Annotated in this window: 17 protein-coding genes; 10 read left to right on the top strand and 7 right to left on the bottom strand. The window is 64.9% G+C overall.

All coding sequences use genetic code 11. The features are described 5' to 3' along the window. The first annotated feature begins 788 nt into the window (after nt 1-788). The 3 genes from ACT89H_RS07770 to ACT89H_RS07760 all read left to right on the top strand — a co-directional run bounded on the left by ACT89H_RS07770 (nt 789) and on the right by ACT89H_RS07760 (nt 2,996). Entirely contained in the window at nt 789-1,256 is a 468-nt protein-coding gene (locus tag ACT89H_RS07770) for a GrpB family protein (protein ID WP_445107829.1), read from the top strand. Nucleotides 1,257-1,648: 392 nt separating this feature from the next. Then, nucleotides 1,649-2,431 carry a dioxygenase family protein gene (locus ACT89H_RS07765; RefSeq protein WP_445107828.1) on the top strand — a complete coding sequence of 261 codons (783 nt, stop codon included), beginning with the start codon at nt 1,649-1,651 and terminating at the stop codon, nt 2,429-2,431. 28 nt (nt 2,432-2,459) lie between these two features. Then, nucleotides 2,460-2,996: a DoxX family protein gene (locus ACT89H_RS07760; protein ID WP_445107827.1), complete on the top strand. Its 537-nt coding sequence runs from the start codon at nt 2,460-2,462 to the stop codon at nt 2,994-2,996. A gap of 396 nt (nt 2,997-3,392) precedes the next feature. Here the strand turns inward: ACT89H_RS07760 and folP are convergent, their stop codons facing one another. Then, entirely contained in the window at nt 3,393-4,244 is an 852-nt protein-coding gene (gene folP / locus ACT89H_RS07755) for a dihydropteroate synthase (RefSeq protein WP_445108249.1), read from the bottom strand. 630 nt (nt 4,245-4,874) lie between these two features. On the opposite strand from folP, the gene ACT89H_RS07750 reads away from it, so the two are divergent. From ACT89H_RS07750 to ACT89H_RS07740, 3 genes are all read left to right on the top strand, one after another. Beyond that, nucleotides 4,875-6,254 carry a hypothetical protein gene (locus ACT89H_RS07750; RefSeq protein ID WP_445107826.1) on the top strand — a complete coding sequence of 460 codons (1,380 nt, stop codon included), beginning with the start codon at nt 4,875-4,877 and terminating at the stop codon, nt 6,252-6,254. Nucleotides 6,255-6,471: 217 nt separating this feature from the next. Next, nucleotides 6,472-7,698 carry a styrene monooxygenase/indole monooxygenase family protein gene (locus tag ACT89H_RS07745; RefSeq protein ID WP_445107825.1) on the top strand — a complete coding sequence of 409 codons (1,227 nt, stop codon included), beginning with the start codon at nt 6,472-6,474 and terminating at the stop codon, nt 7,696-7,698. Nucleotides 7,699-7,730: 32 nt separating this feature from the next. Next, nucleotides 7,731-8,960 (top strand): styrene monooxygenase/indole monooxygenase family protein, encoded by a 1,230-nt coding sequence (locus ACT89H_RS07740; RefSeq protein ID WP_445107824.1) that lies wholly within the window; start codon nt 7,731-7,733, stop codon nt 8,958-8,960. Nucleotides 8,961-9,045: 85 nt separating this feature from the next. Here ACT89H_RS07740 and ACT89H_RS07735 read toward each other — a convergent pair whose 3' ends face one another. Both ACT89H_RS07735 and ACT89H_RS07730 read right to left on the bottom strand, forming a co-directional pair. Continuing rightward, entirely contained in the window at nt 9,046-9,762 is a 717-nt protein-coding gene (locus ACT89H_RS07735; protein ID WP_445107823.1) for a dienelactone hydrolase family protein, read from the bottom strand. 130 nt (nt 9,763-9,892) lie between these two features. Then, the gene (locus ACT89H_RS07730) at nt 9,893-10,777 is read right to left on the bottom strand and encodes a fumarylacetoacetate hydrolase family protein (RefSeq protein ID WP_445107822.1); all 885 of its coding nucleotides are present in this window, start codon (nt 10,775-10,777) and stop codon (nt 9,893-9,895) included. Nucleotides 10,778-11,681: 904 nt separating this feature from the next. On the opposite strand from ACT89H_RS07730, the gene ACT89H_RS07725 reads away from it, so the two are divergent. Genes ACT89H_RS07725 through ACT89H_RS07710 form a run of 4 tightly spaced genes read left to right on the top strand, consistent with a single transcriptional unit; the run spans nt 11,682 to nt 15,638 of the window. Beyond that, nucleotides 11,682-12,548 carry a methylenetetrahydrofolate reductase gene (locus ACT89H_RS07725; protein ID WP_445107821.1) on the top strand — a complete coding sequence of 289 codons (867 nt, stop codon included), beginning with the start codon at nt 11,682-11,684 and terminating at the stop codon, nt 12,546-12,548. An 11-nt stretch (nt 12,549-12,559) separates the two neighbouring features. Further along, nucleotides 12,560-13,435 (top strand): formyltetrahydrofolate deformylase, encoded by an 876-nt coding sequence (gene purU, locus ACT89H_RS07720; RefSeq protein WP_445108248.1) that lies wholly within the window; start codon nt 12,560-12,562, stop codon nt 13,433-13,435. Next, nucleotides 13,435-14,298 (top strand): bifunctional methylenetetrahydrofolate dehydrogenase/methenyltetrahydrofolate cyclohydrolase FolD, encoded by an 864-nt coding sequence (folD, locus tag ACT89H_RS07715; RefSeq protein WP_445107820.1) that lies wholly within the window; start codon nt 13,435-13,437, stop codon nt 14,296-14,298. The genes purU and folD overlap by 1 nt, the downstream gene beginning before the upstream one ends. Further along, a complete protein-coding gene (locus ACT89H_RS07710; protein ID WP_445107819.1) occupies nt 14,295-15,638 on the top strand; it encodes an anthranilate synthase component I family protein in 1,344 nt (447 codons plus the stop codon). The genes folD and ACT89H_RS07710 overlap by 4 nt, the downstream gene beginning before the upstream one ends. Before the next feature lie 310 nt (nt 15,639-15,948). On the opposite strand, the gene ACT89H_RS07705 is transcribed toward ACT89H_RS07710, so the two are convergent. The 4 genes from ACT89H_RS07705 to ACT89H_RS07690 all read right to left on the bottom strand — a co-directional run bounded on the left by ACT89H_RS07705 (nt 15,949) and on the right by ACT89H_RS07690 (nt 19,449). Then, entirely contained in the window at nt 15,949-17,643 is a 1,695-nt protein-coding gene (locus ACT89H_RS07705) for a flavin reductase (protein ID WP_445107818.1), read from the bottom strand. Further along, nucleotides 17,643-17,816, bottom strand: coding sequence for a hypothetical protein (locus ACT89H_RS07700; RefSeq protein WP_445107817.1), 174 nt, complete (start codon nt 17,814-17,816; stop codon nt 17,643-17,645). The genes ACT89H_RS07705 and ACT89H_RS07700 overlap by 1 nt, the downstream gene beginning before the upstream one ends. A gap of 44 nt (nt 17,817-17,860) precedes the next feature. Further along, entirely contained in the window at nt 17,861-19,165 is a 1,305-nt protein-coding gene (locus tag ACT89H_RS07695) for a carboxylesterase family protein (protein WP_445107816.1), read from the bottom strand. A gap of 131 nt (nt 19,166-19,296) precedes the next feature. Further along, entirely contained in the window at nt 19,297-19,449 is a 153-nt protein-coding gene (locus tag ACT89H_RS07690) for a hypothetical protein (RefSeq protein WP_445107815.1), read from the bottom strand. Between the last annotated feature and the right edge of the window lie 612 nt (nt 19,450-20,061).

Here is a 20,061-nt window from a genome sequence, read left to right as displayed (position 1 = left end):
GCCAGCCTACGGCACCGAGACGGCACGCTCGGTCGAGAGGTAAACGGCCGCGCCAGTGCCGCTCGAACCGCACTCGTGCACGGAATCGGCAGCGTCACAGTGACGTTTCGGGGCGCAGTCCTGGCTCGGGTCAACTCGCCGCTACTGCTGAGGCTCATTGCGATCAAGTCCCGAGCTCCGCGCCGCCCGCTCCACGCGCTGCCGACTCGGCGACGCAGCGCGGGTGTCTCTCACGGCCGCGCCACCCCGATACGACGGCCTCTCCGCGCCCATCACTCGGCTCGTCGTTTCTGCGGCACCTTCCGGCCGGTCGCTTCCGCGGGTGTGTCCTCAGTGCCGCCCTTCTACGTCGATTCGGATTGCGAGGGTGGTCTGTGACGGCGTGGAGGGGTACCTAGTTTTTCGTAAAATACGTAGCTATTTCGTTTCGTCACAACAAATGCTACGAAACGAAACCTTGTGGAGGTTTGTATGCCTGAATCCCAGGACCTGACCGCCGATAAGGTTCACTTATCGGCGGTCAGGGACGAGAGTCGGTTTAGGGCTCACAGGGGCTGTTCTGTCTCAAAAGTTTGCGAACTCGGTTGAGCCGGCTGACATTGCCACCGCCGAGGTACGTTCATAGACCTGCCGTCCGGTACCAGGAGGTGTATCCGCAGTGCCGTTTCCGCCCGAGATCACTCAACGGCTGCGCAGTACCCCACGACAGATGGCCGCCGCCTGGGTCGAGGGGGTCCCCCACGATTGAACCCATCGTTGTCGTCCCTTACGACCCATGCTGGCCACGAATGTTCGATGAGCAGGCGGAAGCGATCCGGCGAGCGCTGGCCGGTCAAAAGATCACAATCGAGCATGTCGGCAGTACCGCAGTCCCAGGCCTGGCCGCCAAACCGATCATCGACATCGACCTCATCGTGGCCGACTCCGCCGACGAGGCCGCCTACGTCCCTGACCTGGAACGAGCCGGATTCCGCTTGGTTTTGCGGGAGCCCTCCTGGCACCAGCACCGTATGCTCACCCACACCGACCCGGCGGTGAACCTGCACGTGTTCAGCCCGAACGCGGCCGAGCACATTCGACATCTGGTTTTTCGGGACTGGCTACGCAGCCACCCCAGCGACCGGGACCTCTACGCGACCGCCAAAGGCGACCTCGCCGCGCAGACCGCCGACACCCCGGCCGACTACAACCTGGCCAAGAACCCGATCATCGACGAAATCTACGGCCGAGCGTTCGACCATGCTGCTCAAGGATGACGCCAGATCTGACGGGCATGTACGTGCCGCCCGCGCCCGCCGGGCATCGACCAGCTTGTCACCGGGCGTCGGCGTCCAGTCTCTGGGCAGCTCCAGCGCCCGTATCGCGGCCAGCCCAATCGGCTCTTGGAGTTGATCGGCGAGTCGGCGAGCTCAGTCATCCGGACTACGTCGTGGGGGCGTCGGCCAGCCGGATCTGCACCTCGTATTGCGTGTGAGACCGTCCGGCGTCACATCTGAGCTGTCCTACGATCTCGCGTTCGCGCGGCGCCCAGCCGGACGGCAGCGCATTCCAGGCGCGCTTTCCTCATCGTTCATCCCACGTCTTGTTCGAATTTGAATAAAAAGGTATGCTCACCGTACTGGTTCAAATTTGAACAGAAGGAGGTGTGATGACTACGGAGCAAGTGTCTCGGATGCCCGTGCTGTATCTGTCGCACGGCGCACCCCCGCTGGCCGATGACCCGATCTGGCCGGGGCAGCTGGCGAACTGGTCGGCGAAACTGGCGAAACCTGAAGCGGTGCTGATGATTTCAGCGCACTGGGAGGACGCGCCGTTGGCGCTCGGGGCGACCGCGACGGTTCCGCTGGTGTACGACTTCTGGGGCTTTCCACAGCACTATTACGACGTGCGCTATCCCGCGCCGGGTGCGCCCGAACTGGCCGAGAAGGTCCGCAAGCTGCTGCGCAGACCGGGACTTCCCGTCCAGGACGTGCCCGACCGCGGGCTGGACCACGGTGTGTATGTGCCGCTCGTGGAGATGTACCCGGATGCGGACGTCCCGGTGCTCCAGATGTCGTTGCCCACCCTGGATCCCCGTGAGCTGATGTCTCTGGGCCGCAGACTTGCGCCGCTGCGCGAGGAGGGTGTGCTGATCGTCGGCAGCGGATTCTTCACCCACAACCTTCGGGTATTCAACGACGCCGGCGCGGTCCACCCGGTCATGACCGAATTCGACGACTGGGGCCGCGCCGCGCTGGCAGCTGCGGATATCGACGCCCTGCTCGACTTCGAGAGCAAAGCGCCCGCGGCGCATCTTGCCCATCCCCGCACCGAACACTTCGCCCCACTGTTCGTCACTCTCGGTGCGGGCGAAGCCGACCTCGCCACCCAGCGAGCCGTCATCGACGGTTTCTGGCACGGCTTGGCCAAACGCTCCATCCAAATCGGTTGAAGCGACCATCCCCCCACAAGGAGATTCCATGAGCACGACCACCGCGGCCGCGACGGCCCCGTCGATCAAAGATTCCAGCGAACTCGGCTACGACACCGGCCTTCTGGTGCTGCGCCTTGTCATCGGCCTGACCCTCGCCGCGCACGGCACCCAGAAGCTGTTCGGCTGGTTCGGTGGCTACGGAATCTCCGGTACCGGCAAATTCTTCACCGCCAGCGGCTATCCGGCGGGTGACGCCATGGCGGTGATCGCCGGTCTCAGCGAGACCCTGGGAGGCCTCGGCCTGGCCGTCGGCCTGCTCACCCCGCTGGCGGCAGCCGCCGTCCTGGGCACCATGATCAACGCCCTCGTGGTCCACGGCACCGGTTCCTTCTTCGCTCCCAAGGGTTTCGAATACGAAGCGATCCTCGCCCTGGGTGCCGCCTCTCTCGCGCTCGCCGGACCGGGCCGTATCGCTGTCGACCACTACCTGCCCGTTGTGCGCAATCATCGGCTCGTCTACGGCGTCGCCGCGATCGTGTTGGCCGTGGTCGCAGGCGGCATCGTCCTGCTGGTACGCAACTGACTCTCCGTCACCGTCGCTGGCGCGCCGGATGCGTCGCTGACCGAGCTCGCCACACCTGGGCGTGACGCCGCGCCCCGGTAAGCCCGGCTCCTACCCTCGGGTAGGGGCCGGCACGGGGCGGTAACGTTCCCGGGTAGCGTCGATGCGGATCGTCGTTGTCGGCTCCGCATCGTTGGTACGCCCACAACACGGGGTGCCTCATCATCCGGGAGTATCGCTGCTGCGGGATGCATCTCGACTGGGCCGGGGTCTGCTGCGCTCTCGGTGCGGACATCAGGCACCATCCGACGGTACCGTGCCCGAGGACGCGTCAGGATGAGCCCAGCGGCATAGACGCCGATGAGCGTGAGATAAAGAGGGAACAGTACATCCATGTTCATTTTCCCTGGGCGAGAACTATCGAACCATGGCGCTCGGCTCCGTGTCGCACAGGAGGGCGGCTCGATCGGGTACGCCACCCCGGCGCCAGGCGTCGGCAACGAGCACCGCATCCAGGCTGCTGCGCGCATCATGGACACGCACACAACTGGCTCCGTTGGCGGCTGCGAGGGCCGCTACCGCCGTTGAGGCCGCGTCGCGAGATGCCGGCGGCACAGCCGGACCTGGGTCGGTGGTCAACAAGCTGCCGAGAAAGGACTTCCTGGACGCCCCGACGAGCACCGGGAAGCCGAGAGAAGTGAGTTCACCCAACCGGGAAAGTAGCGCCCAATCGTGTTCGGGGCGTTTGGCGAAGCCCAACCCTGGGTCGAGCACGATCTGACTCGGCCGGACCCCCTGGGCGATCAGCGAATCGACCCTGTGCTGGAGCTCTGTGATCACCTCGGTCACGACGTCGTGATAGTTGGCGTGGCGTTGCATGTCGCGGCTCGGAGCGCGCCAATGCATTACGACGTAGGGCAGGCCGCTGTGAGCGACCAACCGCGCCATGGCGGGATCGGCCAGGCCGCCGCTGACATCGTTGACCAGCCGGGCGCCCGCTGTCAGTGCCGCCTCGGCGACGACCGAGCGCGTGGTATCCACGCTGACTGTCAATCCCGCGCGGACGAGTTCACGAACCACAGGCAGGACACGACGCAATTCGTCATCCGCGGAGACTCGCGATGCCCCGGGCCTGGTCGACTCACCGCCGACGTCGATGATGTCGGCGCCCGATTCGGCGAGCGCCAGCGCGTGGCTGACCGCGCGCGACCTGTCGAGGTAGCGACCGCCGTCGGAGAACGAATCCGGGGTCACATTCACGATTCCCATGATCAGGCAGCGACTGTGCCGCTGCTGGGAAGTCAGACCCTCCGGAACGCGCGGCGTACCGCCCTCGGTCAGTCGGAAATCGTGGTGGCTGTGCCGGTCGAAGCGCTGAATCATCGCTGGGTTCACAGCTCCTTCGGTCAGGCCTGGCCTCGGCGCGGCTGAAGCCGTGCGGAGCCGAGGCGGGCGTCACCAGGAGCGACCGTGAACGCCCGCCAGCGGCTCACTCTGGTACTCGTTGTCGGTAGCCACCACCGCTCGGCCCTCGGGTCGGCTCGTGTGGTGTCGTGTCGACCATGGAAGGCGTCCTCGTCCTTACCCGGGTGGCAGTCGCGACGTTACTGAACCGATAGGCCGGCCGGCTATCCCTCGAGCGCGGCGCTTGTCCCGATCGCGCGCCCCAACTGCCGGCGCTGCTCCCGTTTCCGGCATACCGCTACCGTCCGGGCGGTATGCGACGCGCAAATGGGACAACGGGCGCGTTCGGAGGATAGTCGCGAATCACATTTGTTCCGTAGCGTCGCAGCCGCCACCCAGTCTATGACGTCTCTTGGTTACACGGTGAAGAGCTGATACAAGGGGCGACACTCCAAAAATGAAGGACGCACTGTGACGATTCTGGGCACAACAGCCATGGACGCGCCCGAGGCGAGTACCGGGACGAATCTCGAGGATCTCATTCAGAAGGCAGGCAGTCCCGTAAAGCTGCTCCGCGGCAACCGAATGGGTCCATATGTCTTTCCTGGAATCCCTCCGGAATTTACGAACTGGCGCGACGAGCAGCGCGCATGGAAGGAGAGTGTGGCGCTCCTCGAGCTGTCGTACCATATGACCGAGTTGCATTTGCACGGTAGTGAGGTCATCCCCTTCCTCTCGCAGTTCGCCGCCAACAAACTCGATCCGTTCCAGGTGAAGCGTGCGAAGCAGATCGTTTTGCCCGACCACGACGGCTATCACATTGCCGACGGCATCGTCTTCCACGAGGAGGAAGAATTCTTCCGCGTCGTAGGCGCCCCCATCGTGTGCGACTGGCTGCAGTTCAACTCCGAAGGAACGTCTCTCGACGTGGATGCGGCAGTCCACCACAACTGGATGGTCCATCAGGGCCCCCGGGAAGTTTTCCGGATCCAGATTCAGGGGCCCAACGCGCTCCCGCTGCTGCGTGAAGTGACGAACGACAAACTGCCCGAGATCAAGTTCTTCTACATCGGCGAGTTCCAGATCGCGGGGAAGACGGTCCGTGCGCTGCGGCACGGAATGGCCGGTACACCCGGATTCGAGATCTACGGTGCGTGGAACGATCAGGATGCCGTCCGTGAGGCCCTGATCCAGACCGGCGAGAAGTACGGTCTGCGCCTGGTCGGCGAGAACGCCTACGGGCCCACGGCTCAGGAGTCCGGTTGGATTCCGGTCCCGGTGCCTGCGATCTATCACAGTGAGAACATGAAGCCGTACCGCGAGTGGCTGACCGGCTATCATCTGGAATCCACCGGCTCGCTGGGTGGCAGCTACCAGTCCGAGGACATTCGCGACTACTACGTCGATCCGATCGAACTGGGCTACGCCGCTCACATCGATTTCAACGGCGACTTCGTCGGGCGTGACGCATTGCTCGAAAAGTCGAAGGACCAGCGGCGCAAGAAGGTGACCCTGGTGTGGAACGAGGACGACGTCCTCGCTGTCCAGCGTGCCGCGCTCTTCGGCGACAAGCCCGCTCGCTACATCAACACGCCCCACACGACCTACGCCACCTTTGTCGCCGACCAAGTACTGAAGGGAGACGTTCACACCGGTCTGTCGATGCAGGGCTCCTACTCGGCGAACGCACGTTCCTACATTTCCAACGCAGTGGTCGGCATCGAGCACAGTGAGCCGGGCACCGAGGTGACCCTGCTGTGGGGTGAGCCGAACTCCACGCGCCCCATCGTCGAGCAGCACGAGGTGCGGGAGATCCGCGCGACGGTTGCGCCGGCGCCGTTCTTCGAGAAGGTCATCAAGACCGGTAAACAGTAACGGACCAAGGCCGTCGTACGCGGGAATCTCGCCTCCGGCGACGGTCGCATGTGGGACGGCCGCGCTGTCGGGATCAGGCGCTCCAGATGGGCCCGAAGTCTCGTCAGCGCCGCACGGCCCGCGATCATTCCCGTGGCGGCGGCCACATAAATCTCGGATCGCGGAGATGCCTGGATCGGCTTTTTCAGCGACCACGATACCTCGAAAAGGATCGAATATGCGCACAATAACCATTGTCGGCGCAGGCCAGGCCGGCCTGCAGCTCGGAATCGGGCTGGTGGACGCCGGTTACGACGTTCGGATCGTCTCGAATCGCACGGCCGAGGAAATCGGAAACGGGCGCATCACTTCGAGCCAGTGCATTTTCGGGGGCGCGCGCGCTCGCGAGGCCTCGCTCGGTCTGGACTTCTGGAACGACGCGCCGGATATCGATGGCATCGCCGTGAACGTCTCGGACCTGCAGGGTGGTCTGGCGACTCGCTACCAGTCGCGTCTGGATCTGCCCGCGCAGTCGATCGATCAGCGGGTGAAGATGCCGCGCTGGATCGAGGAGTTCACCACGCGGGGCGGGCATCTCGAGGTTCGCGAGGCGACGATCGATGACCTCGAGGAATACGCCAGGTCCTCCGATCTCGTCATGGTCGCCGCGGGCAAGGGCGATATCGCCAAGATGTTCGAACGGGACGCGGTGCGGTCGACATTCGATACCCCGCAGCGTTCGGTATCGGCGACCTATCTGAACGGCATGCTCCCCACCGACGGGTACACGGTGATCTCGTACGGCATCGTTCCCGGTATCGGGGAGTACTTCGCGTTCCCCGGCATCACGACCTCGGGGCCCTGTCACATCATGGCCATGGAAGCCGTCCCGGGTGGGCCGATGGATGTGTTCATGGGCGTCACCGACCCGCAGGATCATCTGGACCGCGTGCAGAAGATCTTGAACGAATTCCTGCCGTGGGAGGCGGAGCGCACCCGCGACGCGGAACTCACCGATGATCTCGGCGTGCTGGCCGGAGCGTTCGCGTCCACCGTTCGTAAGCCGATCGGCCTCCTGCCGTCCGGTGCCACGGTGCTGGGCCTGGCGGATGTCGTGGTCCTGAACGACCCGATCACCGGACAGGGCGCGAACAACGCGAGCAAGTGCGCGATGTCCTACCTGGCAAGCATTCTGGAGCACGGCGACCGGCCGTTCGACGACGAGTTCAAGACAACCACGTTCGAGCGGTACTGGGACTACGCCAGGTACCCGACCGCGATGACCGATTTCTTCCTGCTTCCCCCTCCGCCGCATCTCCTCGATGCCCTGGGAGCCGCATCGACCAACCCCCGGGTGGCGCGGCGGTTCGTCAACGGATTCGATGAGCCTCGTGACTTCTGCCTGACGTTCACGGACGCAGATGCGACGGCGGCATACCTGCAAGAGGCCGCGGCGACCGCGTGAGCGGCGAGCGCGACTGAGCGAAGGATATTTCTATGCGCACTATTACAATCGTCGGTGCCGGCCAAGCCGGCTTGCAGCTCGGGATCGGGTTGCTGGATGCCGGTTACGATGTCCGGCTCGTGTCGAATCGTAGCGCCGAGCAGATCGCGAACGGCCGGGTCACCTCCAGCCAGGTGATCTTCGGGGCGGGACGGGCGCGGGAAAAAGCGCTCGGGCTCGATTTCTGGAAAGACGCACCGTCCATGGAGGGCATCGCCGTGACGGTGCCCGATGGGCAGGGCGGCAAGGCGATCTCCTGGACGTCGCGGCTCGATCTGCCGGCACAGTCGATCGATCAGCGGGTCAAGATGCCGCGCTGGATGGAGGAGTTCACCGCTCGGGGTGGACAGCTCGAGATCCGCGACGCGGCGATCGATGACCTGGAGGAATACGCCAGGTCCTCCGATCTCGTCGTGATCGCCGCGGGCAAGGGTGCTATCGCCGAGCTGTTCGAACGGGATGAGGCGCGGTCGGCCTTCGATACCCCGCAGCGAATTCTGTCGTTGGCCTACCTCAAAGATGTGGCGCCGCCGGATCCCTACTCGAACTCGACCTTCACCTACAACATCGTTCCGGGCGTCGGCGAGTACTTCGTGCCGCCGGCACTGACGACGACAGGGCCGTGCCACATCGCGGTCCTGTCCGCCCTGCCGGGTGGTCCGATGGATGTGTTCAAGGGCGTAACGGATCCGCGGGAGCATCTGGAGGGCATCCGGAAAATCTTGAACGAGTTCTTGCCGTGGGAAGCGGAGCGTATCCGCGACGCGGAACTCACCGACGATCTCGGTGTGCTCGCCGGCGGATTCACCCCGGTTATTCGTAAGCCGATCGGTGTGCTGCCGTCCGGTGCCACCGTGCTGGGCCTGGCGGACGTCATCGTCCTGAACGACCCGATCACCGGGCAGGGTGCGAACAACGCGAGCAAGAGTGCGGCGTCGTATCTGGCCAGCATTCTCGAGCACGGCGACCGGCCGTTCGACGACGAGTTCAAGACCAGCACGTTCAACCGGTTCTGGGACTACGGCAAGTACGTCACCGAGTGGACCAATGCCTTCCTCGTCCCTCCGCCGCCGCACGTGTTGCAGATTCTGGGAGCCGCGGGAGCCAGTCCTCGTGTCGCGCGGCGGTTCGTCAATGCGTTCGACGAACCTCGTGACTTCTATCTGTGGTTCACGGACCCCGAGTCGTCCGCGTCGTACCTGCGGGAGGCGGTAGCTCCGTAAGCGCGCTACCGCGCAGCGATGATCGTCATGGCCTGTCGGAGTGCTGAAAAGTGCTCCGACAGGCCATGACTGTAACCACGGAGCCCTACGCGCGAGTCGTGTTCTGGCAGAAGGCCAGGACCTGCGGCCAGGAGAGGGCGAAGGCGGCCGCGTTCACGGGTTTCCCCTCCAAACCATGCACCGCGAATCCGTGCCCGGCCCCTGGATACACGTGCGCGATGGTCGCGCCGGTCTCGCGCGACTCGAGCGCATCGCGCAGCCGGGCGTAGCTCTCCCAGGCGACGTGTTCATCAGCCTTGGGATACAGCATCATGACCGGCGAAGTCGCGGATGCGACGACCTCGGCCGCGTCGAGCGTGTGATTGGCGGGCGGGGGAATCAGCACGGTCGGGTGGTAGGCGACCACGTTCGCGAGGCGGTCGTCCCGGCCACCGGCCAGCAGGGCGAATCGACCGCCCACACACCAGCCGATCACGCCGACCTGTTCGAGGCCGAGCGCATCGAGCATGTGGTCGACAAGCCGCCGGATCTCGTCGAGGCAGGAGTCGTCGTCGAGCTCTCCCATCTTGGCGATCAGGGACTCGATCGGCGTATCGTCGGTGCTGGGTCCGTGCCACATATCCCACACGACGGCTGTCATGCCTGCCTCGGCGATGTCGTGGGCCAGCGCGCGTATCTGCTGGGCGATCCCGAAAGCGTTCGGGAGCAGGAGCATGCCCGATTTCCCACCTGAACTCGGGCGTGCGACATGGGCCCGAAGCTCACCGACCACAAGCTCCGAGACTTCGACGCCGGTACTCATGCGAACCGCCATGCGCCCAAGGAGATTTCGCGCGACGGGCGCCGGAGGCCACCAGGTACGCCGTCGTCCGGCCCGGTTGCCCGGTCGGCAGAAACTGCCCGTGCGTTGACAGACATCTGTGTCACTCCATTCAGACGATTCGATTGCGGATAGTGCCGAGCTGCGTGATCGTGATCTCGACGACATCACCGCTGTGGAGGAACCGAGGCGGATCGAAGCCGATCCCCACCCCGGCCGGCGTGCCGGTGGCGATGATGTCGCCCGGGAGCAGTCGAATGCCCGCTGACACAGTCGCGATGAGTTCGGGAATGTCGAAGATCAGGTCCTTGACGACGGCACTCTGGCGCACTTCGCCGTTGACCTTCGTCTCCAACTCGAGCTCGCGCACGTCGGAAATCTCATCGGCGGTCACCACGGCGGGCCCCATGGGGCAATGGGTGTCGAGTGACTTGCCGAGCAACCACTGCTTGTGGTCGCGCTGCAGGTCGCGTGCGGTGACATCGTTGATGATCGTATATCCCCACACGTGTTCGTACGCTCGCTCGCGGCTGATCCCGCGGCCGCCCGGGCCGATGATGACGGCCAGCTCACCTTCGTAGTCGATCTCGTGCGCCACGCCGGGGTGCGACTCGACGTCGTCGTAAGGCCCGGTCACCGCCGTGGTCGCCTTCGAGAACATGATCGGCTTATCCGGCACGTCCACCGAACGGGAAGGGGTGTCGTAGCCACTCTTGCCGAATTCCACGACATGTTCGCGATAGTTCTTCCCGACACAGAAGATGTTCCGGCGAGGCACGGGGATCGGCGCGAGCAGGCGCACCGATTCGAGCGGAACCCCCGGCAGATCCGCGACTCCGGCCGCCACGGTCGGGCCGAGGTCGGCCCAGTTTTCGATCAGGTCGACAACCGCGGTACCGGGCGGCAGGATGCCCGTCACGTCGTGCACGAACCCGGTGCCGGCGTCGAGGACACCGACCCGGGCTCCGTCTGCGTGAGCGAAGGTGACTAATCGCATGTTCAAACCAATCTAACCATTGTGAACCAATAGGGCTGTAGGGGACTTTAGTCCAAGAATGGGTCCGGCGCCAGGATTGGCAGGCGCGCTGCCACTGCGATTGGTTGGTATTGGTCAATTCGACCTCTACTGCTGTGTCGCGTGCTGAACGGCTGTGGTCCCGCCTCCGCGGCCGAGGCGGCGCGGGACGCTCGACCGCAACCTGTACCGCGACAAGCGAACCGACGCGTCGTCGACTACCACGCGCCACGACAGCGCCCGGTGCGAGTCTCAGCGCGACCGGCCCACAGCGGTTTCGGACCGAATCGAGATGCGCCGATCGGGCCCGAGGCCGGTGTGCCGGATGACCCGCCGATGCGCCGCACCCGCCGAGCGTACGCGGTCGAGACGTTCGCGCGACAACGATCACACCGTGGCGACGGCACGTGCTGTCGGATATCGGATAAGACCCGCGCTGGTCGGATAGTCGCGGTGTCGTCCCACTTTATAACTTCATAATGGCAAACCAAGCCGGCGTGACGTCCGGCCGATTTCGGACGTCGGCCAGAACGCGAGGGGTAACGGAAGAACCTCGTCGTATCGCTCATCCGGATCGAGTTGTCGGCGTCCATGGCCGTCAACGCACGGATATCAAGGTTCGAGAGGACACCCCATGATCAAGAATGGAGCCGCTCAAAGCTTCCCGGTGGCCCATTCCGGGAGGCGGATTCGTCGCAGCAGAACCCGGTAATCGCAAATCTGGCGGGCTTCGCAGCGCCGCCCTGCCTCGCCCATCACTGCTCTGATTCGTGCGGGTTCCCGCACAGTGCTCGCCCACTTCGGCTGCATCCCGCTACGCGGCCGGCGCACAGTACGCCGACTGCTGCTGTGGGCCGGGCCCATTAGTGAAATGAAAGTGACGTCAATGGATAACTATGTATTGCCGGATGTGCACCGATTGGTGGACGGCTTCTCGGTCGAGATGACAGGCAAGGATGTGCCAGGGCTTCGCGAGGCGACGGGAACGATCCCGGCCGGCACACGTGTCAACGTCACGTTCCTCGGCAACGAGGATCTCGAGATGCGCGTGGCCGCAGCGAAGGCGGTGAAGGAGGCCGGGTATATCCCTGTTCCGCATATCTCGGCGCGCCGCTTGAAGTCGCAATCACAGCTCGAGGAGTTCCTCGATCGGCTGCAGCAGGTCGGCGCCAGCGAAAACGTGTTCGTGGTCGGCGGCGATCCGGTGACGCCGGAGGGGCCGTACGACAGTGCGTACGCGGTGATCCGGTCCGGTGTGCTGCAACGGTACGGGGTGGATGAGGTGAGTATCTCCGGCTATCCCGAGGGCCATCCCGACATCTCGAGCGAGTCGCTGTGGGAGCACCTCGGAAAGAAGTACGTATCGCTGCAGGAACAGAATCTCGGCACTGTGATCCTGACCCAGTTCGCGTTCGACACGGCCCCGGTCGTCCGCTGGATCGGTGCGGTACGAGATCTCGGTATCGAGGCGCCGATCCGAGTCGGCACGCCGGGCCCGGCAGGCGTCAAGCGGTTGCTCGGCTTCGCCCGTAGATTCGGTATCGGCGCGAATGCGATGATCGTGAAGAAGTATGGATTCTCGTTGACCAATCTGATGGGCACCGCAGGCCCGGATCGCTTCATCACCGATCTCGCCGACCTCATCGCCGAAAATGACAAAGCGGGAGCGGTCCAGTTGCACTTCTACACCTTCGGTGGGCTGCGGGCCACGGCCGAATGGGTGCAGGACTACCTCGCCCGAGCCCGAGTGTGAAGGGCCCGATCATGACAGTCCAGAATTCCGCTTTGATCGACCACGCCTGCCTGATAATCCATGCTCCCGACCAGCCAGGCATCATCGCCAGCGTGTGTTCCCTGGTTACCCGCGTCGGCGGCAACATCATCACGCTGGACCAATACGCGGACAATACGGTGGGCGGCACGTTCTTTCAGCGGGTGGTGTTCCACCGCCCGGATTTGGCCGCTGCGCGACCGGACATCGAGTCCGAGTTGGACCAGACATTGTCGCCGTTCGGCGCGACATGGACACTCACCGACCAGTCCATGCCGAAACGTATGGCGATTCTCGCGTCCACCTCCGATCACTGTCTGCTCGATCTGCTGTGGCGTCAGCGCCGCGGTGAGCTGCCGGTGACCATTCCGATGGTGATCTCGAACCACACCAATTGCGTCGACGACGTCCGCTCCTTCGGGGTGCCTTTCTTCCACGTTCCGTGCTCGGGACCCGATAAGGAGGAGGCGGAGGCGAAGATCCTCGCGCTGCTCAGTGGAAACGTCGATTTCGTGGTATTGGCACGCTACATGCAGATCCTCTCCGACGACTTCATCAGTTCGCTCGGGGTGCCGATCATCAATATCCATCACTCGTTCTTGCCTGCCTTTATCGGAGCGGGTCCCTACCGCAAGGCGAAGGAGCGTGGCGTAAAGCTCGTCGGTGCCACGGCGCACTATGTCACGAAAGATCTCGACGAAGGCCCGATCATCGAGCAGGACGTCGTCCGCGTGACTCACGGCGACACCGTAGCCGACCTCCAGCGCCGGGGCGCGGACGTCGAACGCGCGGTCCTCTCCCGTGCTGTCGCGTGGCACAGCGAGGACCGGGTGATCCGGTACGGCAATTCCACGATTGTGTTCACCTGATGACGGCGAAGATCATCGACGGGAAAGCGGTCGCGGAAGAAAGCCGGGCACGGACGGCGAAACGTGTCGTGGAGTTCGTCGCAGCCTATGGGTTCGCGCCCGGGCTGGCGACGATTCTCATCGGCGACGATCCCGCGAGCGATGTGTATGTGCGCAACAAGCGTAGAGCGGCTTCGGCAGCTGGGCTGGCGGACTTCCATGAGCACCTCCCCGCAGCAGTGAGCCAGCAGGAGGTCGAGGGTCTGATCGATCGTCTCAACGAGGATCCGAGAGTCAGCGGAATCCTGTTGCAGCTCCCCGTTCCCGGCGGCCTCGACCGGACGAGGCTCATCGAGCGGATCGCGCCTGCGAAGGATGTCGATGGGCTCACCACGCTCAATCAGGGTCGGCTCGCCCGTGGGGTGGCAGGGCTGCAGCCCTGCACCCCAACGGGGATCATCGAGCTACTCGACTCCAGCGGGGTAGCGATCGAGGGCAGTTTCGCCGTTGTCGTCGGACGCTCCGAGCTGGTCGGTCATCCGGTGGCCGAGTTGCTGCTGCGTCGGGGCGCCACGATCGCGATCGCCCATTCGCGGACCCGCGACCTCGCGGGGTTGAGTTCGCAGGCCGATATCCTCGTGGCGGCGGCCGGGGTGCCCGGACTGATCGGTGCCGAGCACGTCAAGCGCGGCGCCGCGGTCATCGACGTCGGTATCCACCGCACCGAGACGGGACTCACGGGCGATGTCCGATTCGGCGACGTCGCGGAGCGGGCGGGATGGATCACGCCCGTGCCCGGCGGAGTCGGTCCGATGACGATCGCAGCGCTTCTGTCGAACACGATTACCGCTGCGGAACTCGCCGCGTCCGGCTCGGCGACGTGATTGTCTCGAATGTAGAAGAAGCCGTCATCGCGACGGGTGTCGACCCGGCGTCGGCGTACCGGGCCCTGTACGCCGACGCTGCGAACAGCTTCTGGCTCGACGGGAACGGCACCCGGACCAGCTACCTCGGTACGGGAGTCCCGATGCTGCTCGGGCCTCCGGTGGCATCGGCTTTGCGTGTCGCGCTGCGGCGCATGCGCACGCCGACCGCGCCGCGCGAGCTCGGCCTGGGTCTTGTGGGTTGGCTGGGCTACGAGGTGGGTCGTGAGACGACCGGCGTTCCCGTGGCGCAGCATCCGGGCGGGCCCGCCCGGATGCTGCGCGTATATGAGGCTCTAGCGGTGGACCCCGACGGCACGGCACGATTGCTCGTGCCGGCGGGGCGACACACGGCCGCGGGCCTGCGTGCCCGCGGCGAGCAGTTGACAGCGGCGCTGGCGACCGAACTCTCTCCGCTCGCTTCGCGCCCACGCGGCCCGGTAATCGCGCGTTGGCGCGACACGCCCGAGGCGTACCTCGGCATGATCGAGCAGTGCCAGGCGGCGATCGCGGCGGGTGAGGCCTACCAACTGTGCCTCACCACGCAGGTATCGGCGCGGGTCGACCTCGACCCGGTCGCCGCGTATCTCGCCGTGCGCGAGACCAGCGGCACCGCGCGCGGTGGTCTCATCCGGATCGGCGGAACCAGCCTGCTGAGTACATCGCCCGAGCAGTTCCTCCATGTCGGCGCCGATCGGGTGGTCAGCACCAGTCCGATCAAGGGAACTCGGCCCCGAGGTGCGGATCACGCCGCCGACACCGCGCTACGCACCGAGCTGCGCGCCAACGAGAAGGAGCGCGCCGAGAACGTCATGATCGTCGATCTGATGCGAAACGACCTGGCTCGGGTGTGCGAGCTCGGCTCGGTGCGGGTGACGCGCCTGCTCGAGGTCGAGAGCTACCCGCATGTGCATCAACTGGTCAGCACCGTGCAAGGTCGACTGCGCGACGAAGTGGGCCTGCCCGAGCTGCTGGCGGCGACCTTTCCGGCTGGGTCGATGACCGGCGCGCCGAAAATTCGCGCGATGCAGCTGCTCGACGGCCTCGAGTCCGGTGCGCGGGGAGCGTATGCCGGAGCATTCGGCTTTCTCGGCGCAGATGGCACCGCGGACCTCGCAATGACGATCCGCACCATTGTGTATTCCCAGGGCATAGCGCAGATCGGGACGGGCGGGGGCATCACAGCACTGTCCAACCCGGCCGAGGAACTCGACGAGATCCGGCTGAAGGCGCACGCCTTGCTGACCGCGATCGGTGCCGCGGAACCGGCGCCCGTCCCCGTTGGACTGAACCCGCTGTAGCAGCGGCGATCATGAAGCTGCGATTATGAAGCCGCGATGCCGACCGGCCGATCGAACTGTGCCGGTGCCCTCGCCGGGCTGAGACCCGTTCAGGTGCACTGTGGCGACCCGTTCAGGTGCACTGCGGCCGGGACGAGGCCCGAGTCCGTGGAAAAAGTGGTCGTCGTCCACCGAACCGTCACGCGTGACGTTGTGCCGAGGCGGTTCGGTTGCGGTGGACCGACCAGGGGTATACGTAAGTCTTACGGCGGCTGGGCTTTTCAGGGCGCTTGCCGGGCGTGCGAACAGTAGCTGTCAGTCGCGTCCGGTATTACAGCGTGCGAAGTTGGCCACTGTGGAAGATCAGCGGTTCGCGGCCGTCGGACCGGAAGCTTTCGACCTCTCCGATGAAGATCACGTGGTCGCCGGCATCGATGCACTGCACGGTCCGGCACTCGAACTGCGCGACAGCTTCCGGCAGGATCGGCGTTCCGCCGGTTCCTTCGATCAGATCTATTTCGGCGAACTTGTCCGGCGCCGGAGTGGAGAACTGACGGGCAAGATGCTCCTGATCGGCCGCCAACACGCTGATCGCGAAATGGGTCGCCTCGCTGAAAGCAGGCAGGCTCGGCGCATTCTTGCCGGGGCACCACAGCACCAGTGGCGGATCGATCGACACCGACGTGAACGAGTTCGCGGTCATGCCGACCTTGCGACCGTTGGCACCCCGCGCGGTCACCACCGTGACGCCGGTGGCGTACTGACCCAGCGCGCGGCGCAACTCGCGGGCGTCGAACCGTCCGTTCTGCGCGGCCCGCGTCTCCGCACGGAATCGTGCTGCGGCATCGGCGTCGAACCACCACCGGAAGAACTGCCGCGGATCGTCGAACCCGTTGGCGATCGCCGCGGCGATACCAGGGTTGTCGGCCGCCTCGGCCGCCAACTCGGCCCGGTGCGGAGGCGAATCGACCAGCATCGAGTTGGTCCACTCGACTGCCCACTGAGCCCATCCACGCCAGAACTTCTCGAACGTCTGACTCATCCAGGCGGCGTCGAATTCGCCTGAACGATTACGTACGATGCTGTCGAGGTAGTAGGTGGCGGCATGCGCCGCGAGATTTGCGCCCTGCTCGGTGATCGGATCGTTGAGCACGACAGCATCGCCCATGCCCAGAACCGGTCGGCCGGACGGCAGCGTGGCCACGGGTACCCGGACCTGCGGCGTCAGGCGACCACGCAGCACGCCACCGGCGTCGGTGAGCGCGATCTCGCCACAACGTTCGAACTCCGCCGGCACGAACCGCGCCAACATCTCGAGCGAGCGTTCCAGGTGCTGTTCCGGCTCGGTGATGTCGTCCCAGCAATCCAGCGGGCCTCCCGGTATTCCCTCGAACACCATGATGTCGCAAGGACCGGAGGTGGTCAGCGCAGGCAGCGTGAAATACTCTCCCACGCCTGGAATGAACGTGATACCGACCGCCGACCCGTCGGAGCGCGGCTGCATCCCGGTGACGTAGGCCATCGCGAGCACCCGCTGCGGTCGGTCGAACGGCGACCGCGCGGGATCCGGCGGGAACAACCGTCCGAGGTCACCTTTTCCGGTGGCGACCACCACCAGGTCATGCGTGCGCGCGTACTCTTCGAGAGCCGCGATGTCGGGGGCTTCTGTCAGCAACTTGCCGCCCTCGGCCGCGACCTGTTCGGCCCAGGCCGCGCATTTGAGTCGCTGATCGACCGATTGCGCAGGCGCGGCGAGCGGAGCCGACCACGTGTACGGCGCGTCGCCGGTCATGGTCACCGCGATCGCGTTGATATCCGGGCATTCCGAAGACCACAGATCGATGTCGAGTTCCCGCTCGGTGGTCAGTGCGGAATCGAACATGCACTGACTCGAACTCACGTTGCCGGTCCGGATCTCCTCCGGTGTCCGATCGCTGACCAACGTTACTTCGTGGCCTTGTCGGAGCAGTCCGAGCGCCAACTGGCCGCCGGACTGCCCCGCACCGATAATGGCTACTCGAACCATCACATACTCCAAGTCTTTTCGGTGACATGGTTACTTTTCTCGACCGCGGCGCCGCCGGAAGAATCGATTTCATCGAACCATTCGAAGAAATCCCTGCGGTTGTCGAAGGGGGTAGCGGAGCGGCGCGCGCGGCTGGGCGACCCATCGTGCCGAGGGGGCTGGGTGCCTGTCATAGGATTCTCCATATCCATTCGATCTCCGAACATCGCGAGGACGTCTATATGGAGGCCATCATTCGTCCATGCACGAGATCGGCGACGGCAGTGCGAAATCGTTCGCTCTCTTCGACGAACTGGTCGTGATCGAAGCCGTGCATCATGGGTGCGTCCCACCAGTCGTCCCAATTTCCGAAAAAGAATGGGATGTCGACGCCGTGGCCGCTGCCCAAGCCGTCGAGCGGGCTGGCCACCGTGAACTCGCGCAGCTGGGTGTTGATTCCGCGCGCCGCGGCGGCTTCGGCGAGGTCTCGCGCCGGGTTTGCGAAGCGCGCCGCCGAGGTGATCGCCACCAGCTCTCGGTATGGCTCGCCGGTTGCGCTACCCGCTCCCTCGTGAATTTGCCGAAGTTGGTCACGGGTGATGTGCCGTTCGGGACCGGCGAAGAAGAACGCCCCTGCCTCGTCCCGAGTGAAGCTCACCAGCAGGTCCGTAACGCGCAGCGCCGCTGCCACTTCACCGGGGTCGTCGAGCCGATCCGGGACCACCGCACCAGCGGTCGGCATCAATCCCATCCCGACGGCTCCGAACGTGCTGTTGTCGATCATCGCGAGCCGGTGGCCATGCAGTAGGCCGGAGACCGGAGCGGTTCGAGGATCGGCGCCGTCGAGATGTCCGATGATCGCCGCGCTCAGCCGTTCGGTCTCCGCGTGGGTGGCGGCGGGAATGCCCGGGCAGCTCAGTAGGCACAGACGCTTCAGCATGTCCCGCGACGACGGCAGCACGGCCAGGAGTTTGCTGAAAAAAGCGCCGGAGGATTGGCCCGCGAGGGTGATGTTGTCGGGATCGCCACCGAACAGTGCGATATTCGCCCGCACCCAGCGCAGTGCCTCCGTCAGATCACCCAGGGCGCGATTGGGATCGTCGTCCGCGCCCAGCATGAGATGCGCCAGCGGCCCCAGTCGGTAGCTTACGGTGACCACTACCATGGCGCCCTCACGGGCCAGCACGTGACCGTTGTACCAACGGACTCCGCCACCGCCGGAGATGAACGCGCCACCGTGCACATACACCAGAACCGGAAGCCCCGACATGCCCGTCGGCGACCAGACGTTGAGCAGGAACGCGTCTTCCTCCTGCGGGTGGTCCTCGACGGCCCGACCCATCGCCGCGCCGAGCCGACTCGGGAGCTGGGGGAAGACTGCGGGCAGTTCACGGAGATCTTGCTTCGTATCGGGCATCGTCGCCGGCGCGACCGGGTCGAAGCGACGACCGTTGGCCAGCCGGCCGTATCGGATTCCGCGCCACGCCGTAACGTCATCGGTGGTGGTGCCCACCACGAATCCGCTCGTCGTCTTGACCAACATCATCTCCTCCGTCTGGAATTGGAAGCGGCTGTTCGTCGAACGAGTCGCCGGCCAATGGGAAAGCCCGACGTCGAGCCGGGCGTCGACGTTCCGACCGCCGAATAATGAAAGTGCGGCGGGCGCGTGGGCACTCAGACCATCGACGCACGGTCCTCGGAAGGCCGGCGCCCAGGGGCGGGGCCGCTGAACCGAGTGAAGAACTCGCGCGGGTCGCCGAAGCGGCGGGTATGCCCGATGCGCACGGCGGCGCACATCAGTTCGGTGGGATGCGGTGTCGTCGGCATGAGCTGGTGTCCATTCCTTCGGTCACGTAGATCGACCGGGACCGGATGACACCGCCGGTGCTGATGGTGCGCATTGGTGATCCTCTCGTTCGCGCCCGGAGGTCACTCCGTTGCGTGATGGACTCACCGTACGGAAATACCGATGGGGTGGGCTATCCCCTCAACGCGGGAAGTATCCGATGTACGAGTGGGCTCCGGTGCGCTTACGTTCGAGCGTCGGTATCGAAGCAGATCGACAATGTTCGGTTACCCGGAGGGCGCGGCAGGGTGGGAATCTGCGGAAATAGTCATTGCCGGAATTCCGGCAAGGTGGATATGCCCACTCAGAAGGAATGGTTGGTTTTTCTCCGATGCCGTCTATGCCGTTGTCTGCGTTGCTGTCAGCGATCGACGAACGTAACGGATCGAGATACGCGGGCGCGGTGATGCCGAAGCGCGGCGGGACCGTACAATTCACCGCCCCGCCGCACGATCGGGTAACCTTCGAACTTCCGAATCAACGACCCCACAGAATATCGGAGGCGAGCGCCGCGCCCTCCGCGAGATTGCCACCGATGGCGAGCCACGGTACGGCTGACCCGTCTGCCCGGACTATCCGGCAACCGACGGATT

It is taken from the genome of Nocardia aegles (genome assembly GCF_052545135.1).
The sequence above is the reverse complement of the archived record's forward strand: the minus strand, read 5'-3'. Positions and strand labels throughout refer to the sequence as shown.

Coding starts and splice junctions, on each gene's coding strand:
- ACT89H_RS07770 (WP_445107829.1), top strand. CDS start 789: ATGTTCGATGAGCAGGCGGAAGCGATCCGGCGAGCGCTGGCCGGTCAA.
- ACT89H_RS07765 (WP_445107828.1), top strand. CDS start 1,649: ATGACTACGGAGCAAGTGTCTCGGATGCCCGTGCTGTATCTGTCGCAC.
- ACT89H_RS07760 (WP_445107827.1), top strand. CDS start 2,460: ATGAGCACGACCACCGCGGCCGCGACGGCCCCGTCGATCAAAGATTCC.
- folP (WP_445108249.1), bottom strand. CDS start 4,244: ATGGGAATCGTGAATGTGACCCCGGATTCGTTCTCCGACGGCGGTCGC.
- ACT89H_RS07750 (WP_445107826.1), top strand. CDS start 4,875: ATGGACGCGCCCGAGGCGAGTACCGGGACGAATCTCGAGGATCTCATT.
- ACT89H_RS07745 (WP_445107825.1), top strand. CDS start 6,472: ATGCGCACAATAACCATTGTCGGCGCAGGCCAGGCCGGCCTGCAGCTC.
- ACT89H_RS07740 (WP_445107824.1), top strand. CDS start 7,731: ATGCGCACTATTACAATCGTCGGTGCCGGCCAAGCCGGCTTGCAGCTC.
- ACT89H_RS07735 (WP_445107823.1), bottom strand. CDS start 9,762: ATGAGTACCGGCGTCGAAGTCTCGGAGCTTGTGGTCGGTGAGCTTCGG.
- ACT89H_RS07730 (WP_445107822.1), bottom strand. CDS start 10,777: ATGCGATTAGTCACCTTCGCTCACGCAGACGGAGCCCGGGTCGGTGTC.
- ACT89H_RS07725 (WP_445107821.1), top strand. CDS start 11,682: ATGGATAACTATGTATTGCCGGATGTGCACCGATTGGTGGACGGCTTC.
- purU (WP_445108248.1), top strand. CDS start 12,560: ATGACAGTCCAGAATTCCGCTTTGATCGACCACGCCTGCCTGATAATC.
- folD (WP_445107820.1), top strand. CDS start 13,435: ATGACGGCGAAGATCATCGACGGGAAAGCGGTCGCGGAAGAAAGCCGG.
- ACT89H_RS07705 (WP_445107818.1), bottom strand. CDS start 17,643: ATGGTTCGAGTAGCCATTATCGGTGCGGGGCAGTCCGGCGGCCAGTTG.
- ACT89H_RS07700 (WP_445107817.1), bottom strand. CDS start 17,816: ATGACAGGCACCCAGCCCCCTCGGCACGATGGGTCGCCCAGCCGCGCG.
- ACT89H_RS07695 (WP_445107816.1), bottom strand. CDS start 19,165: ATGTTGGTCAAGACGACGAGCGGATTCGTGGTGGGCACCACCACCGAT.
- ACT89H_RS07690 (WP_445107815.1), bottom strand. CDS start 19,449: ATGCCGACGACACCGCATCCCACCGAACTGATGTGCGCCGCCGTGCGC.